Consider the following 16,515-nt stretch of genomic DNA (forward strand, 5'->3'; position numbering starts at 1 on the left):
GGTAATGAATCATAAAACGACAGTCTTAGCGTAATTTCCATATGAATAAGACCAAAAAGTATATTCAACTTATACTTTTTGGTCTTTTTTTATTGGTCCAAACCTAACACCAAATATGACAATTTTATAAACTACCAAAAGTCAAGGAACATCACTTGCCAAGCTAGATTTCAACATGTTGTGTTAAAAACTTTGCCCCTCAATTCATAAATCACACTTTAAAAATTGGGCGCATTTTTGAATCTTTGTTAGCCCTATTCGCAGGGAAAATCCATTCCATTTTATAATTTTTAACGCACACTATATGTCTACCGCCATAGAACCTATTCTTCAAGAAAACAAAGACCGATTCGTCATTTTTCCCATAAAGCATCATGATTTATGGGAATGGTATAAAAAATGTGAAGCCTGTTTTTGGACTGCGGAAGAGATAGATTTGCACCAAGATTTAACAGATTGGAATAATAAACTCAGTGAAGATGAGCGCTATTTCATAAAGCATATCTTGGCCTTTTTTGCAGCTTCTGATGGTATAGTGAACGAAAATCTGGCTGAGAATTTTGTGAATGAAGTTCAATATTCAGAGGCAAAATTTTTCTATGGTTTTCAGATAATGATGGAAAACATCCACTCGGAGACCTACTCCTTGTTAATCGACACTTATGTCAAGGATGAAAAAGAGAAAAATGTGTTGTTTAAGGCCATTGAGAATTTTCCTGCCATCAAAAAGAAAGCGGATTGGGCACTAAAATGGATTGACTCTCCAAGTTTTGCAGAGCGTTTGATTGCATTTGCAGCAGTGGAAGGTATTTTCTTTTCCGGTGCATTTTGCTCAATTTTCTGGTTGAAGAAAAGAGGGTTGATGCCTGGCTTAACGTTCTCAAATGAGCTGATTTCCAGAGATGAGGGGATGCATTGTGATTATGCTGTTCATCTACACAACAAACATTTGATCAACAAAGTACCAAAAGAGCGCATTAAGGAAATTATTGTTGATGCCTTGAATATTGAGCGTGAATTCATCACGGAATCCTTGCCAGTAAGTCTTATAGGTATGAACGCCAAATTGATGACACAATATTTGGAGTTTGTAACAGATCGTTTATTGGTGGAACTCGAATGCGAAAAAGTATATAATGCCACCAATCCATTTGATTTCATGGACATGATTTCCCTTCAAGGAAAAACAAACTTCTTTGAAAAACGTGTATCGGAATACCAAAAAGCTGGAGTGCTGAACAAGGATAAAGACGCTGATTCCCAAAAAATCAGCTTTGACGCCGACTTTTAATTGAACCAACTTTATATATAGCCTCTTGCCCCAGAGGCCTTTTTTGTGAACTCAACCGAACACCCCATGTAGAATACCCTCATGACGGGTTATGCTTGGAACTAAAAACTATCGTATCACTTAAAATATTTAGAAACACATGTATGTAGTAAAAAGAGATGGAAGAAAGGAGCCGATGATGTTCGATAAGATTACGGCCCGTGTTAGAAAACTTTGCTATGGCCTAAACAACCTGGTAGACCCAGTGAAGGTGGCCATGAGGGTGATTGAAGGGTTATATGATGGGGTAACTACATCAGAACTTGATAATCTGGCAGCAGAAATTGCTGCAACCATGACCACAACACATCCAGATTATGCAAAGTTGGCAGCACGAATTTCCGTTTCCAACTTACATAAGAATACCAAAAAGTCCTTCTCAGAGACCATGAAGGATTTATATGAATACGTCAATCCGAGAACCGGAAAGAAAGCGCCATTGCTTTCTGATGAGGTTTTCAAGGTGATTTCGGAAAATTCCGAAAAGCTGGATTCGACCATAATCTATAACCGTGACTTTGGGTATGATTATTTTGGATTCAAGACTTTGGAGCGTTCCTACCTGTTGAAAATCAATGGTAAGATTGCTGAAAGGCCACAACATATGTTGATGCGTGTTGCGGTTGGAATCCATTTGAATGATTTGGACGCTGCTGTGGAGACTTATGAGTTAATGTCTAAAAAGTACTTTACGCATGCCACACCAACGCTATTTAATTCAGGTACGCCCAAACCACAAATGTCCTCATGTTTCCTTCTGGCCATGAAGGACGATAGTATTGATGGCATCTACGATACGCTTAAACAGACAGCAAAAATTTCCCAATCGGCCGGAGGAATAGGCCTATCTATTCACAATGTTAGAGCCACTGGTTCCTACATCGCAGGGACTAACGGTACATCCAATGGTATTGTACCAATGTTGCGGGTATTTAATGATACAGCAAGATATGTAGACCAAGGAGGTGGCAAGCGAAAAGGGAGTTTTGCTATCTACGTTGAGCCATGGCATGCGGATATTTTTGATTTCCTTGATCTTAAAAAGAACCATGGGAAAGAAGAAATGCGTGCTAGGGATTTGTTTTACGCCATGTGGATACCAGATTTATTCATGAAAAGAGTAGAAGCGGATGCCGAATGGACCCTAATGTGTCCAAATGAATGTCCAGACTTATTCAACACCCATAGCGAGGAGTTTGAAACCCTCTATGCACGATATGAAGCTGAAGGTAAGGGCAGAAAGACGATCAAAGCTCGTGACCTATGGGAAAAAATATTGGAATCCCAGATAGAGACAGGAACACCTTACATGCTCTATAAAGATGCTGCGAACAGAAAAAGTAACCAGAAAAATTTGGGAACTATCCGTTCATCCAATCTTTGTACTGAGATTTTGGAATATACCTCACCCGATGAAGTCGCAGTATGTAATCTAGCGTCTATTGCGTTACCAATGTTTGTTAAAAACGGCGAGTTTGACCACAAGGAGCTATTCAAAGTAACCAAGCGGGTGACCAAGAACCTGAACAAGGTCATTGATAGAAATTATTATCCTGTCAAAGAGGCCGAGAACTCAAATATGAGGCATAGGCCGGTTGGTTTGGGTGTTCAAGGCTTGGCAGACACTTTTATCATGCTTCGATTGCCTTTCACAAGTGATGAGGCAAAAAAATTGAATCAGGAGATATTTGAGACCTTGTATTTTGCTGCGGTTTCCGCCTCAATGGAAGAAGCAAAAGTGGATGGTACGTACTCAAGTTATGAAGGATCTCCAATAGCTAATGGGGAATTCCAACATAACCTTTGGGGGATAAAAGACGAAGAACTTTCCGGAAGATGGGATTGGAGCAAATTGCGAAAGGATGTTAAGAAGCATGGGGTTAGAAACTCACTTTTAGTGGCTCCAATGCCAACAGCTTCAACATCACAGATTTTAGGGAACAATGAGTGCTTTGAACCCTATACATCCAACATTTATACCCGAAGAGTACTTTCTGGCGAATTCATTGTAGTGAACAAGCACTTGTTGGAGGATTTGGTAAAATTAGGTCTGTGGAACGAAGGTTTGAAACAGGAATTGATGCGTGCCAATGGATCCATTCAACATATCGACGTAATTCCAGAGGACATTAAGGAGCTGTACAAAACAGTATGGGAACTTAGTATGAAGGACATCATTGATATGAGTAGGCAACGTGGTTATTTCATTGATCAAAGTCAATCCCTGAACTTGTTTATGGAAAATGCCAATTACTCCAAATTAACTTCTATGCATTTTTATGCATGGAAAAGTGGACTTAAAACAGGAATGTACTATTTAAGGACCAAAGCTGCAGTAGATGCCATTAAGTTTACGTTGGACAACACCAAGAAAAAGGAAGTTCCTGTGAGTGTTGCAGCAGAGGCGGAGGTGTTGGCAGCTGCTCCAAAAGTCGCTGAGAGGATACAAGTACAAGCCACTCCTGTAGAACAGCAGGAAGTTGATGTAGCGCCCATGACACCTGAAGAGATGAAGGAATTGATTGCACGTGCCAAAGAAGGTGAGGCAGATGATGATTGCCTAATGTGTGGATCATAAGTAATACTGGACTTAACAGTATGTGATAGTGTTTATTGATTAGATGCCTCGGATAGTTCACCCCACACGAACAACTTCCGAGGTGTTTTCCATTGAATTGTAAAATTCAAACCCAAAAAAAGCCGCTTTAAGCGGCTTTTTTATTAATTAATATAAGCTAATCCTATAGCGACCATGCTCTTCCTTGTGTCAAGGTATCTACATCGTCACAGGCTACGTATTGCCCTGGTATTGGTAAATAAGCTAAAACTTCTTCAGCTACAAATTCACTTGTTTTGTAAGCCCAAATTGCTGAACCTCGCATAGAATTGGCAAAGTTAAAGCAGGCTACCTCATCATCCAGTACGGCACTTCCATTGGTTTCCATGGCTTCTCTATAAGCCTCAATGGCTTCCGCGTGAAGTTCTTCGACTTCATCCGTCTGTTTCTTCAAATAAACCGCTAAAACAGGTTCCACATCTTCTGCATCCAAATCGTTCAAGGTCTCCTTCTGTGAATCGGCCAATACCTTGTCCGTGAATTTGCCCATACACATTTTTAGAAATTCCTGTTCTTCAACTGGCATAACTTCATTGGCAAACTTGTCAAGGAATACATGAACGTTTACATCTGTAGCCGAAGGCGTATCCGTTTTTGGAAGAATTATATCCAATATGGTGTGTACCACACCCCCTTCTTCCTTAGTGAAGAATTCAGGGGTCCAATCCAACACTTTTTTGCCCTTGCAACTTTGAACTAAACTTAACACGGTTGGTGCGGCAACGGCATAGCCGAAAACCATCCCCATATTTTTAAGTGCTACTCTTCTTTCCATCAGATATTTCCTTTTTTAAGTTCTTGTGCGGCATGATTGGCAGCCCTTGCAGTAAAGGCCATGTAGGTCAATGATGGATTCACACAGCTTGCTGAGGTCATAAAAGCTCCATCCGTTACATAGACGTTTTTACAATCATGAACTTGGTTGAATCCGTTCAAAACAGATGTTTTTCGGTCCCTACCCATTCTAGCAGTACCCATTTCATGGATTCCCAAACCTAAAGCGCCGGGATTGTCAAAAGGTTGCACATCGCGCAATCCTGATTTTTCCAACATTTCAACAGCTTGTTGCTGCATATCAACGCGCATTTTCAGTTCATTTTCCTTAAGCTCTGCATCAAATGTGACTGTAGGTAGTCCCCACTCATCAAGTTTGTCATAGTCTAAGGTCATGCGATTATCTTCGTAAGGAAGAACTTCTCCAAATCCACCCATTCCAAATGTCCAACCACCCGGCTTTAATATGGCATCTTTAAGATCCTTACCATGTGATACCTCAGAAATAATATCTTCCCAATTTCCTCTACTGGCACCTCCTTGGTAACCATAACCTCTAATGAAGTTATTCGACTTAGAATTTCCGTTGAGGTTTCTAAATCTTGGGATGTAAATTCCATTTGGTTTTCTTCCCTTGTAGTATTTGTCTTCGAAACCATCAAACTTACCACCAGCACCAACATTTAAATGGTGATCCATAATATTTCTACCCAATTGGTCAGAATCATTACCTAATCCATTTTCAAATCTATCGGATTTGGATTGCATTAGAATGGATGTTGATGCTATTGCTGAGGCGCAAAGGAATATTACCTTGGCCTTAAATTCAAATTCTTCCTTGGTAACTCGGTCTATCACTTTAACCCCCGTTGCTTTTTTGGTATCCGGGTCATAGATGACTTCATGCACTATGGAATCAGGACGCAAAGTCATGTTTCCAGTTCTTTCCGCGGCAGGCAATGTAGACGATACACTACTGAAATATGCACCAAAAGGACATCCTCTAATACAGCGGTTTCTATATTGGCAGCGTGTTCTGCCGTCACCTTCAAACTTTTTATCACTATTAATATGTGCTACCCTTCCCGCGGTAATAACTCTACCATCAAAATGTTCGGATACCTTTTCCCGCACATGTTGTTCCACACAATTCAACTCCATCATTGGTTCAAACTGTCCGTCCGGTAGTTGGGACAGTCCTAACTTTTCACCAGCAACCCCAATGTAGCTTTCAACTTTATCGTACCAAGGAGCAATGTCCTTGTAGCGTACAGGCCAATCAACCGCAACCCCATCATTTTTATTGGCCATAAAATCAAGATCACTCCAGCGGTAACTATGTCGGCCCCACATTATAGAGCGACCACCAACATGATAACCACGCATCCAATCAAAACGTTTGATTTCGTTATAAGGGTGTTGGATGTCATCCACAAACCAGTGTTTTGAGGGTGTCCTTACCGTATACCCTGTTCTGTTTTGCTTTTCTTGTCGGGCAATATCTTCTCGGGTAGGTTGCCCATTGTTAGGAAAATCCCAAGTGTCCATTAAGGCCGTTGGATAGTCTTCCCTGTGCTTAACCATTCTTCCACGTTCCAAGACAAGCGTCTTAAGTCCGTTTTCGCACAATTCTTTAGCAGCCCAACCACCACTAATACCCGTACCTACTACGATGGCATCATAGGATTCCTGCTCTTCGTTGTAATAAAATTTGCTCATTTATTGGGATTGTTTATTTGCTAAATGTATTAATTATTAAATTAATTTTCTACATTTAAACCCTATGTTTATTGAGAATTCGCTACTATAACGTTGTAGTTTTTATATTCCATTTAATTTTAGTTAATCAACATTTATGATTCGAAAAAGTTTTATCCGATATGGTGTTCTTGCAGGTGTGGTTTTTGGACTTTCACTCAACTATTCTTGTAAGCAAAACAAAAAAGAAGAAAATACCGAAACTGAAACTACAGAAGAAGTGGTGGAAACTGAAACTTCAAATTTTAAAATTTCCCTTGCCCAGTGGTCTATGCATAAAATGATCAGGGAAGGTGGGGTAGACCCATACACTTTTGCCGAAAAAGCTAAAGCATGGGGCTTTGAAGGATTGGAATATGTTAGTGGTCTTTACTATCCAGAATTGGAAAAGGATAATTTTTCCGAGGAAGCCATGAAGAATTTTGTGGATAAAAGTTTAGCTGAAAGCAAAAAGCATGGATTGGAAAACTTGATCATCATGATTGATGGACAGGGAGATTTGGCCACTACCGATGAAGCAGAACGTAACGCAGCAGTGGAAAACCATTATAAATGGGTGGATGCAGCAGCAGCACTAGGTTGTCATTCCATAAGGGTAAATCTTAGCGGGAGCTCAGAGCCGGAAGAATGGACAGCTGCCTCCATAGATGGATTGACCAAACTATCTACCTATGCCAAGGATAAGAACATAAATATATTGGTAGAAAATCATGGTGGCTTATCTTCAAATGGAGCTATGTTGGCCAATGTGTTTAAAGAAGTGAACATGGATAACTGTGGTACGCTACCTGATTTTGGCAATTTCTGTATTACATGGGGAGAATGGCCAGAATGCCTAGAGTGGTACGACAGATATAAAGGTATGGAGGAAATCATGCCCTATGCCAAAGCTGTAAGTGCCAAGTCTCATGATTTTGATGAAAATGGAAATGAAATACACTCGGACTACGCTCGAATGATGCAGATTGTTAAGGACGCAGGATACACCGGTTTTATTGGTGTTGAATATGAAGGAAGTGATTTGAGTGAAGAAGAAGGGATTTTGGCAACTAAAAACCTATTGCTAAAAGTTTTGTAGTAGTCGAACCACAACCTCGGACATATGAAGGGATTTTTACACCAACTCTTTGACTACAATTTTTATTGCAACAAAAAGCTGATAGCGCAATGTGATGCACTGGAAGAATTTCCGGAGCATAGCACAAAACTATTTAGTCATATTTTGAATGCACATCATATTTGGAATCAAAGAATATTGGGAAAACCTTCAGAGTACCAGGTTTGGCAAATACATCAAAAGGACAAGTGGGGTGATATCCATTATGAAAATCAACGTGCAACATTTGAAATCATAACCAATGCCGATGATTTTACAAAACGGATAGATTACGAAAACAGCGAGGGAAGAACGTATGCGAATGACCTTAAGGATATCCTATTCCATATTGTCAACCATTCTACACATCATCGAGGTCAGATACTTACGGATTTTAGAACAAATGGAATTGAACCCGAAGCGTTGGATTATATATTCTACAAAAGATAATTAAGTGCAGTTATGAAGAACGTGACAAGGTTTCAGCTTTCGTTCATGATGTTTTTGGAATTCTTTATTTGGGGTGGATGGTTTGTGACCTTGGGCACATTCTTGGGCAATAACCTTAGTGCAACCGATGGTGAGATTGCCATAGCGTTTTCCACTCAATCCTGGGGGGCGATCATTGCTCCATTCATAATCGGTTTGATAGCAGATAGATATTTCAACGCAGAACGGATTTTAGGAATCCTGCATTTGTTAGGTGCTGTGTTGCTATACCTTATGTTCCATACCACGGATTTTTCCGTTTTCTATCCTTATGTATTGGGTTATATGATTTTATACATGCCAACTTTGGCTTTGGTCAATTCCATTTCCTTCAACCAAATGACAGATCCCTCCAAGGAGTTTTCGTTTATACGAGTATTTGGTACCATAGGTTGGATCGTAGCTGGGTTGGTTATCAGTTACGTGTTTCTATGGGATTCTCCAGAAGGAATTCAATCGGGTATGTTGAAGTACACTTTCCTGATGGTTGCCTGTGCTTCCGCTCTTTTGGGGGTATTTAGTTTTACACTGCCAAAAACCCCTCCAAGAGTTCAAAAAGGTGAAAAAGTCACACTCTACAGCATGTTGGGGTTGGATGCCCTAAAGCTTTTAAAAGACAAGAATTTTTTAATTTTCTTTATATCCTCGATTCTAATCTGCATTCCACTAGCCTTCTATTATCAAAATGCGAATCCATTTTTGGCGGAAATCGGATTATCCAATCCAACCGGAAAAATGACTTTGGGACAAGCTTCTGAAGTATTGTTCATGCTCTTGTTACCCTTTTTCTTTAAAAAGTTTGGCTTTAAAAAGACCATCATGGCGGGCATGTTGGCTTGGACTATAAGATATCTTTTGTTTGCTTATGGTGATGCCGGAGAATTGGCATTCATGCTTATCATCGGTATCGCGCTTCATGGGATATGCTATGATTTCTTTTTTGTATCCGGTCAAATATATACAGATACCAAAGCGGGGGAGAAATACAAAAGTGCGGCGCAGGGGTTAATCACTCTTGCTACTTATGGAGTGGGAATGCTGATCGGGTTCTGGATAGCAGGAAAAGTTGCGGAAATGTATTTGATTTCTGAAAACCTACATGACTGGGAAAATGTTTGGATAATCCCTGCTGTATTCGCATTTGTTGTCTTACTCTTATTTACCCTCTTTTTTAAGAAGGAAGAAGTATCTTATAAACCTTAATTAACCAATTTAAGAAGGAAGAAGTATCTAATAAACCTTAATTAACCAATATTAACTGAACATGGAAAATATAAATAAGAATAGGCTGTTTTTGGCTTCTTGTGTGGCACTTTTGGTCACTTCAATGACCTTTGCCATAAGAGCAAGATTGGAAACAGTTTTTGGTCCTGAAGGTGTTGGTCTTACCTTGGAGCAAATAGGATGGGCTTTTACACCTGCATTTTGGGGATTTACAATTGCAATGATTATTGGAGGGCCCTTAGTTGATTCCCTTGGAATAAAAAAGATAACATGGATGGCATTTGTTACACATGCCATCGGAATTACATGGACTATTTTGGCAAAAGATCAAACGTCATTATTCTTGGCGACTTTATTTGTTGGAATAGGCAACGGTATGGTCGAGGCGGCCCTCAATCCAATGATTGCTTCCATGTATTCAAAAAATAAAACAAAAATGCTCAATCGGTTCCATGTTTGGTTTCCAGGCGGAATTGTCATTGGCTCACTCATAGGCTGGCTCGTTATGGACGTTATGGGGCTTAGCTGGCAGATAATGGTCGGTGTTTTATTTATTCCACTGGTTATTTACGGATTAATGTTTAGGGGTCAGAACTTTCCGGTTACTGAGCGTGTTCAAATGGGCGTAAGTAACAAGAAAATGATAGCAAGTCTAGGCAAGCCACTATTCATTTTTATGGTTTTGTGCATGTTTTTAACAGCTGCGTCAGAATTGGGAACGACCCAACGTATAGAGTCATTGCTAAAGGAATCAGTGGCTGTACCTTTGTTGGTGCTTGCATTCATTAATGGGATTATGGCTTTAGGCAGGGCATTTGCAGGTCAGGTAATTCATAAATTACAACCAGCGGGGATGCTCTTGTTTTCGGCAATTTTCACCTTTATAGGGCTTTGGTTATTGACAATCACCAGCGGTGGAATGACATTTGCGGCGGCTGCTGTTTTCGCTGTAGGAGTTACTTTTTTCTGGCCAACAATGCTTGGTTTTGTTGCAGAATATCTCCCTGAAACTGGAGCATTGGGATTATCAATAATGGGTGGTGCAGGAATGTTGTCTGTTTCTGTAGTTTTGCCGCTCATGGGAAAATTAATGGATGATGCCAATGCCATGGAAGCATTACGAACAATGTCAATCTTACCAGCAATTTTGATAGCGGCATTCATAGGCCTCTATATTTACATGAAAAAAAGAACATCAAATACATAAGCAGTTAAAAACATAAATAGATGCCAAAGAAAATTAGATTAGGTATTATCGGTGGTGGTGGAGATTCATTGATTGGTGTGCTTCATAGGGTAGCCTCCTTTATCAATGACAATTATGAAATTGTAGGAGCGGTTTTTAATCCTGACCATGAGCAGAGTTTGGACTTTGCGAAAGAAATTGACGTTCCCACGAACAGAATTTATAAGGACTTTGACACATTGGTGGAAGAGGAGCTGAAATTGCCAGAGGATGAGCGTATTCAAGTATGCTCTGTACTTACACCTAACTTCCTGCATTATCCAATGGCGAAAAAGCTCTTGGAAAATGGGTTTCATGTGATTTGCGAAAAACCAATGACCATGGATTACGAGGAAGCAAAAACCCTACAAGAAGTACATCAGAAATCTGGAAAAGTCTTTGCTTTGACGCACACTTACACGGGTTATCCCATGGTACGTCAAATGCGCGAAATGATCAAAGCGGGAGCTCTGGGTAATATCCACAAAGTAGATGCTAGATACTATCAAGGATGGATCAACACCGTAATCCACGACAAGGAAAAACGCTCAACGGTTTGGCGTTTAGACCCAACAAAAGCTGGAATCAGTTCTTGTATTGGGGATATAGGAGTCCATGCTTCCAATTTAATCGAGTACACTACAGGATTGAAGATAAAATCTGTCTTATGTGATTTCAATTATCTGTATGATGATAATCAAATGGACGTTGATGGTACGGTATTGATTCGTATGGATAAACATGTGAAAGGAGTAGTAAGAGCTAGTCAAGTTGCTACGGGCGAAGAAAATGGACTGGCAATTGCAATCTACGGTGAAAAAGGGGCGTTCAGATGGGAGCAGGAAAAGCCAAATTTCCTCTACAAAATGAGTGATACCGAGCCGTTGCAGGTCTATAAACCAGGACATGCATATAACTCTGAATTGTCACTAAAAGCCTCGAAAATACCAGCTGGACATCCTGAAGGTATTTTTGATTCTATGGCGAATATTTATTTGGGTGCTGCCCGGGCTATTCGTGGAGAGGACTATAACGATGGTGAATTCCCAACGATGCAAGACGGCGTTCGAGGGATGAATTTTATCGAAAGTACCGTTGCATCACACAAACAAGGCAATGTTTGGGTGGAGCTTGATTCGTAGCTAAAAAATCAACAGGAATTATAGATGGCCGCTATTGGCGGCCATTATCTTTGATACACTTTTTCAAAACGTTCGAAGACCACTATCATGCTTTCCCTTGGCGTCCTATTGAATTCGGACAACTCTCTTGTATAATAATCCCAATGTGATTTTTGCCAATGTTCTAGGCTTTTGTCTCCTTCGCCTTCCAACCTTGCGTGCTCAGCGTGAATGGCAAAATAGGGTACTAATTTTACGGAAGTGGTCCGTATTACACATTTAGCTTTTCCAGCCCAATCCGTAACCACTGAAAAATCACCGATTTTAGGTAGGGTTTCCTGACGGTACTGCATTCCTAACAAGGAGTGAGATGTGGCGCGTTTAATATCCTTGCACACTAAATCAGCACAGGTATCCGCATCTTTTTCATTATCGCAGAAATGAATCACCTTTGGTGCATCTTCAGAGGCGAATTCCAAATGTGCGTCCAAAAAATCGCCCCATAAATTGCGGGCAGAAGCATTTTCCATAGTAGGTATTTTAGAAAATTAAATGGTTATACAATGTGGAAGTTGATTTGTTAACGGATTCGGTGTGTGCATCAACCGTTCAATTCCCACATTTTCACTAATAAATGTTCTATTTTAATTGAGGGCTTATCCCTATATTTATAACTTTCCGTACGGAAGATAAAAACATCCTCGGTTATTTCTTAAATATAGAGGATAAATCATACAATTTTAACGAACAACTAAAACTTAATATAGCATTGAGCATGAAAACAATTAAGGGTCCAGCCGTATTTCTAGCGCAATTTGTGGATAGTCAGCCACCGTTCAACACTTTGGATGGCATGTGCAAATGGGCATCTGACCTAGGATACAAAGGTATCCAAATACCTACCTGGGAATCGTTTTTAATCGATTTGGACAAGGCAGCGGAAAGCCAGGATTACTGTGATGAGTTAAAAGGGAAAATCAATTCCTATGGATTGGAAATAACCGAGCTCTCCACACATTTACAAGGACAATTGGTGGCGGTTCATCCTGCATACGATATCATGTTCGATAATTTTGCACCCGATTCTGTAAAAAACAACCCAAAAGCCCGAACCGAATGGGCGGTGGAAACCGTTAAAAAAGCGGCAACCGCAAGCAGACGATTGGGTATTTCCGCTCATGCAACCTTTTCTGGGGCGCTACTTTGGCACACTTGGCACCCATGGCCGCAACGACCACCAGGTCTGGTAGAAATGGGTTTTGAAGAACTAGCCAAAAGATGGATGCCCATTTTGAATCATTTTGATGAAGAAGGAGTTGATGTCTGTTATGAAATCCATCCTGGGGAAGATCTTCATGACGGAGATACTTTTGAACGCTTCCTGGAAGCGACGGGCAATCACAAACGAGTTAACATCCTCTACGACCCAAGTCACTTTGTTTTGCAACAACTTGATTATATCACATACATTGATCATTACCATGAATTCATAAAGTCGTTCCACGTAAAGGATTCAGAATTCAACCCAACAGGAAAAAAAGGTGCTTTTGGTGGATTTAATGATTGGGGAGATCGCGCAGGCAGATACCGTTCTTTAGGAGATGGTCAAATAGATTTTAAAACCATATTCTCAAAATTAACGCAATATGGATGTGATGTGTGGGCCGTAATGGAATGGGAGTGTTGTATTAAAAGTCCGGAACAAGGTGCACGAGAAGGCGCTAAGTTCATTCAAGACCATATAATTGAAGCCACTACCAAAACATTTGATGATTTTGCCGGTGCAGCAACGGATAAAGAGAAACTTAAAAGAATATTGGGATTATGAAAAAAATAGGAATCATTATGGTTCTATTGCTTGCATTTTCATGCAAGGAAAAGGCCAAAGAAGCCGCAACTGAAACGCAGGAAGTCAGTGCAGAAGACACACAGGAACAAGTTGCTGATGAATGGACCACCTTATTTGACGGAAATTCATTTGATGGCTGGCATTTCTACAATGCAGAAGGCGTAACTGAGCCATGGAAATTGGAAGATGGAGCTATGGTATTCTATCCACCTAGCGACAGACCAGAAGGTGCTAGTTATAATATTGTCACTGATAAAGATTATACCAATTTTGTACTCTCTTTGGAATGGAAAATTTCCGAAGGAGGCAATAGCGGGATTTTTTGGGGAATCAGTGAGGAAGAAAAATTCGGACAACCGTATCAAACAGGTCCAGAAATCCAAGTATTGGATGATGACGGACATCCTGATGCTAAAAATGGCACCACCCATCAAGCTGGAGCGCTTTACGATATGATCGCACCTTCAACAAAGGCAGTTAAACCTGCTGGGGAATGGAATATGGTGGAAATTCAAATTGACCATGAATCCAACGCCGGTCATGTTATTTTAAATGGCTCAAAAATTGTTGAATTCCCAGTACACGGAGAGGCTTGGGATGCAATGGTTGCAGATTCCAAATTTGCCGATTGGGAAGGTTTTGGGGTTTTTAAAACTGGAAAAATTGGGCTTCAAGATCATGGAGATATTGTTGCTTACAGAAACATTAAGATAAAAGAATTATAGCATGTCCCAACCCTCTAAACTAGTACTGCTGGCGATTTTGTTTTCAGCGACAACTTTTTATGGCCAAATGCAAGAGGAGCCAACAGATCCTAAAGCAACGGAATTTTATGAACCTGTACCGCCAAAAGTTACCCCGGGTATAAATGGGGCAGCACCAAGTGATGCCATTGTTCTTTTTGATGGGTCCAATTTTGATCAATGGATAAGCGCTACTGACAGTACTGCTGTACAGTGGCACTTAAACGGAGACGGAAGTATGACGGTGAAGGATAAAACAGGAAACATACAAACCAAGAAAAACTTTGGTAGCGTTCAACTGCATATAGAATGGCGTTCTCCAGCTGAAGTACAGCGAGATGGGCAAAACAGGGCCAACAGCGGTGTGTTCCTGCAGGGCTTGTACGAAGTCCAGGTTTTAGATAACAATGACAATGATACGTATGTCAATGGGCAAGTAGGGTCTATATACAAACAATCAGTGCCTTTGGCCATGGCCTCTGTGCCCAGCGGTGAATGGAATGTTTATGATATCATATTCCATGCGCCGGAATTCAGTAAAGGGGGTAACATTGTAAAACCAGCCACTATTACAGTACTGCATAATGGTGTTTTGATTCAGGATCATTTTGAAATAGAGGGTCCTTCGGAATATATAGGATGGCCAACCTATGTACCTCATGGAAAGGCTCCATTGATTTTGCAGGATCACAGGGATAATAGTAGGGTCAGTTACCGAAATATTTGGGTGAGGGAGTTGGATTGATTGCTGGCTTCCCTAAGCCTCAACGCCTTGCTATAGCATGGCTCCTATCCTAATTTAATTACCTTTGCCAAAATTTAATCATTCCGTATGATTCAATCCATGACCGGTTTTGGGAAGCATGTTATACAACTGCCTTCCAAAAAAATAACCATTGAAATCAAATCCCTAAACAGTAAAAACCTGGATATCAATGCCAGGATTCCTCAAGCTTATCGCGAAAAGGAATTGGAGCTCAGAAAAATGATTGCAGATGTGTTGGTTCGTGGCAAGGTGGATTTGAGTCTTTATGTAGAAATTACAGGAGAAGAATCTAGCGCAGAGGTAAACCAAGGCGTTGTAAAAAAGTACATGCAACAACTTTCAAACATTGCAGGAGGTGATGATTTGAAACTGATGGAACTTGCACTAAGAATGCCGGATACGCTGAAAACAGATAAAAATGATATTGATGCGGAGGAATATAATGCCATACTCACCGCATTGAAACAGGCGCTTAGCGAAATTTCCAAATTCCGTAGTGAAGAAGGAAAAGTACTAGAGCAGGATTTTCTGTCTCGATTAAAGGCCTTGAATGTCTTGCTTCAAGAGGTTAGGGATATGGACCCAGAGCGACTGAATACCGTACGTGAACGATTGGAGCGTGCTGTTGCAGAGCTTAAGGTTGACGTTGATGCCAATAGATTTGAACAAGAGCTGATTTACTATTTGGAAAAGTACGATATCACCGAGGAAAAGGTACGTTTGGACAATCATTTGAAGTATTTCGAAACCACACTGATGTCCAAAGATTCCAATGGGAAAAAGCTTGGTTTCATTGCTCAGGAAATAGGTAGGGAGATCAATACGATTGGCTCGAAAGCCAATTATGCACCAATGCAACAATTGGTGGTACAGATGAAGGATGAGTTGGAAAAGATAAAGGAGCAAATGCTGAACGTATTATGAAAAAAGGAGGTAAGCTCATTATATTTTCTGCCCCATCTGGTAGTGGTAAAACTACAATTGTAAGACATCTTTTGAAACAGCCAGAACTTAATTTGGCCTTTTCTGTTTCTGCAACTTCAAGACCGCAACGCGGAGAGGAGAAAGATGGAATCAATTATTACTTCATGTCCACTTCGGACTTCAAACAGCATATAAAAGACGGCGACTTTTTGGAATGGGAAGAGGTTTACCGGGACAATTTTTATGGGACTTTGAACAGCGAAATCGAACGTCTATGGGCAGAAGGGAAGAATGTCATCTTTGATATCGATGTGGTTGGTGGCCTCAGAATAAAAAAGAAGTTTCCAGAAAAGACATTGGCGGTATTTGTGAAGCCACCAAGTGTTGATGAACTTAAAATCAGGCTCAAAAAACGCAGCACGGAAAGCGATGACAAAATCAATATGCGCGTTGCAAAAGCATCTGTAGAATTGGCGACCGCACCACAATTTGATAACGTGATCAAAAATTATGATTTGGATGTAGCTTTAGAAGAAGCCCATCAATTGGTCGCTGAATTTGTTGGCGCAAAAGGAGCAAATATAGAAGAGGAATCTTAA

15 protein-coding genes are annotated in these 16,515 nt (G+C 40.4%); 12 read left to right on the forward strand and 3 right to left on the reverse strand.

Translation table 11 applies throughout. The features are described from left to right. Positions 1-304: 304 nt before the first annotated feature. A complete protein-coding gene (locus M3P19_RS10470; RefSeq protein WP_249657616.1) occupies positions 305-1,291 on the forward strand; it encodes a ribonucleotide-diphosphate reductase subunit beta in 987 nt (328 codons plus the stop codon). Between the two features lie 139 nt (positions 1,292-1,430). Then, positions 1,431-3,908 carry a ribonucleoside-diphosphate reductase subunit alpha gene (locus M3P19_RS10475; RefSeq protein ID WP_249657617.1) on the forward strand — a complete coding sequence of 826 codons (2,478 nt, stop codon included), beginning with the start codon at positions 1,431-1,433 and terminating at the stop codon, positions 3,906-3,908. Between the two features lie 163 nt (positions 3,909-4,071). Here the strand turns inward: M3P19_RS10475 and M3P19_RS10480 are convergent, their stop codons facing one another. Beyond that, positions 4,072-4,722 (reverse strand): gluconate 2-dehydrogenase subunit 3 family protein, encoded by a 651-nt coding sequence (locus M3P19_RS10480; RefSeq protein ID WP_249657618.1) that lies wholly within the window; start codon positions 4,720-4,722, stop codon positions 4,072-4,074. Continuing rightward, a complete protein-coding gene (locus M3P19_RS10485) occupies positions 4,722-6,440 on the reverse strand; it encodes a GMC oxidoreductase (protein WP_249657619.1) in 1,719 nt (572 codons plus the stop codon). Before M3P19_RS10485 ends, M3P19_RS10480 begins: the two co-directional genes overlap by 1 nt. 136 nt (positions 6,441-6,576) lie before the next feature. Here M3P19_RS10485 and M3P19_RS10490 point away from each other — a divergent pair, with 136 nt between their 5' ends. The 5 genes from M3P19_RS10490 to M3P19_RS10510 all read left to right on the forward strand — a co-directional run bounded on the left by M3P19_RS10490 (position 6,577) and on the right by M3P19_RS10510 (position 11,655). Next, positions 6,577-7,557, forward strand: a complete 981-nt coding sequence (locus tag M3P19_RS10490; protein ID WP_249657620.1) for a sugar phosphate isomerase/epimerase family protein — start codon at positions 6,577-6,579, stop codon at positions 7,555-7,557. A 24-nt stretch (positions 7,558-7,581) separates the two neighbouring features. Further along, positions 7,582-8,025, forward strand: a complete 444-nt coding sequence (locus M3P19_RS10495; protein ID WP_249657621.1) for a DinB family protein — start codon at positions 7,582-7,584, stop codon at positions 8,023-8,025. A 12-nt stretch (positions 8,026-8,037) separates the two neighbouring features. Further along, complete coding sequence (locus tag M3P19_RS10500; RefSeq protein ID WP_249657622.1) at positions 8,038-9,267, forward strand: nucleoside permease; 1,230 nt, start codon at positions 8,038-8,040, stop codon at positions 9,265-9,267. 61 nt (positions 9,268-9,328) lie between these two features. Further along, positions 9,329-10,495 (forward strand): MFS transporter, encoded by a 1,167-nt coding sequence (locus M3P19_RS10505; protein ID WP_249657623.1) that lies wholly within the window; start codon positions 9,329-9,331, stop codon positions 10,493-10,495. 20 nt (positions 10,496-10,515) lie between these two features. Next, positions 10,516-11,655 (forward strand): Gfo/Idh/MocA family protein, encoded by a 1,140-nt coding sequence (locus tag M3P19_RS10510; protein ID WP_249657624.1) that lies wholly within the window; start codon positions 10,516-10,518, stop codon positions 11,653-11,655. 44 nt (positions 11,656-11,699) lie between these two features. On the opposite strand, the gene M3P19_RS10515 is transcribed toward M3P19_RS10510, so the two are convergent. Beyond that, positions 11,700-12,164: an ASCH domain-containing protein gene (locus tag M3P19_RS10515; RefSeq protein WP_249657625.1), complete on the reverse strand. Its 465-nt coding sequence runs from the start codon at positions 12,162-12,164 to the stop codon at positions 11,700-11,702. A gap of 245 nt (positions 12,165-12,409) precedes the next feature. Between M3P19_RS10515 and M3P19_RS10520 the strand changes: the two genes are divergently transcribed. The 5 genes from M3P19_RS10520 to gmk all read left to right on the forward strand — a co-directional run bounded on the left by M3P19_RS10520 (position 12,410) and on the right by gmk (position 16,515). Next, positions 12,410-13,462, forward strand: coding sequence for a sugar phosphate isomerase/epimerase family protein (locus M3P19_RS10520; protein ID WP_249657626.1), 1,053 nt, complete (start codon positions 12,410-12,412; stop codon positions 13,460-13,462). After that, a complete protein-coding gene (locus tag M3P19_RS10525) occupies positions 13,459-14,208 on the forward strand; it encodes a 3-keto-disaccharide hydrolase (protein ID WP_249657627.1) in 750 nt (249 codons plus the stop codon). Before M3P19_RS10520 ends, M3P19_RS10525 begins: the two co-directional genes overlap by 4 nt. Positions 14,209-14,275: 67 nt before the next feature. Then, complete coding sequence (locus tag M3P19_RS10530) at positions 14,276-14,971, forward strand: 3-keto-disaccharide hydrolase (RefSeq protein ID WP_417953867.1); 696 nt, start codon at positions 14,276-14,278, stop codon at positions 14,969-14,971. Between the two features lie 87 nt (positions 14,972-15,058). Continuing rightward, entirely contained in the window at positions 15,059-15,916 is an 858-nt protein-coding gene (locus M3P19_RS10535; protein ID WP_249657629.1) for a YicC/YloC family endoribonuclease, read from the forward strand. Beyond that, on the forward strand, positions 15,913-16,515 hold the full coding sequence (gmk, locus tag M3P19_RS10540; protein WP_249657630.1) for a guanylate kinase: 603 nt from the start codon (positions 15,913-15,915) through the stop codon (positions 16,513-16,515). The genes M3P19_RS10535 and gmk overlap by 4 nt, the downstream gene beginning before the upstream one ends.

The organism is Flagellimonas spongiicola (assembly GCF_023502425.1).
Classification (GTDB): domain Bacteria; phylum Bacteroidota; class Bacteroidia; order Flavobacteriales; family Flavobacteriaceae; genus Flagellimonas; species Flagellimonas spongiicola.

What these genes read in the sequence shown, in the direction of transcription:
- M3P19_RS10470 (WP_249657616.1), top strand. Translation starts at nt 305, where the DNA reads ATGTCTACCGCCATAGAACCTATTCTTCAAGAAAACAAAGACCGATTC.
- M3P19_RS10475 (WP_249657617.1), top strand. Translation starts at nt 1,431, where the DNA reads ATGTATGTAGTAAAAAGAGATGGAAGAAAGGAGCCGATGATGTTCGAT.
- M3P19_RS10480 (WP_249657618.1), bottom strand. Translation starts at nt 4,722, where the DNA reads ATGGAAAGAAGAGTAGCACTTAAAAATATGGGGATGGTTTTCGGCTAT.
- M3P19_RS10485 (WP_249657619.1), bottom strand. Translation starts at nt 6,440, where the DNA reads ATGAGCAAATTTTATTACAACGAAGAGCAGGAATCCTATGATGCCATC.
- M3P19_RS10490 (WP_249657620.1), top strand. Translation starts at nt 6,577, where the DNA reads ATGATTCGAAAAAGTTTTATCCGATATGGTGTTCTTGCAGGTGTGGTT.
- M3P19_RS10495 (WP_249657621.1), top strand. Translation starts at nt 7,582, where the DNA reads ATGAAGGGATTTTTACACCAACTCTTTGACTACAATTTTTATTGCAAC.
- M3P19_RS10500 (WP_249657622.1), top strand. Translation starts at nt 8,038, where the DNA reads ATGAAGAACGTGACAAGGTTTCAGCTTTCGTTCATGATGTTTTTGGAA.
- M3P19_RS10505 (WP_249657623.1), top strand. Translation starts at nt 9,329, where the DNA reads ATGGAAAATATAAATAAGAATAGGCTGTTTTTGGCTTCTTGTGTGGCA.
- M3P19_RS10510 (WP_249657624.1), top strand. Translation starts at nt 10,516, where the DNA reads ATGCCAAAGAAAATTAGATTAGGTATTATCGGTGGTGGTGGAGATTCA.
- M3P19_RS10515 (WP_249657625.1), bottom strand. Translation starts at nt 12,164, where the DNA reads ATGGAAAATGCTTCTGCCCGCAATTTATGGGGCGATTTTTTGGACGCA.
- M3P19_RS10520 (WP_249657626.1), top strand. Translation starts at nt 12,410, where the DNA reads ATGAAAACAATTAAGGGTCCAGCCGTATTTCTAGCGCAATTTGTGGAT.
- M3P19_RS10525 (WP_249657627.1), top strand. Translation starts at nt 13,459, where the DNA reads ATGAAAAAAATAGGAATCATTATGGTTCTATTGCTTGCATTTTCATGC.
- M3P19_RS10530 (WP_417953867.1), top strand. Translation starts at nt 14,276, where the DNA reads ATGCAAGAGGAGCCAACAGATCCTAAAGCAACGGAATTTTATGAACCT.
- M3P19_RS10535 (WP_249657629.1), top strand. Translation starts at nt 15,059, where the DNA reads ATGATTCAATCCATGACCGGTTTTGGGAAGCATGTTATACAACTGCCT.
- gmk (WP_249657630.1), top strand. Translation starts at nt 15,913, where the DNA reads ATGAAAAAAGGAGGTAAGCTCATTATATTTTCTGCCCCATCTGGTAGT.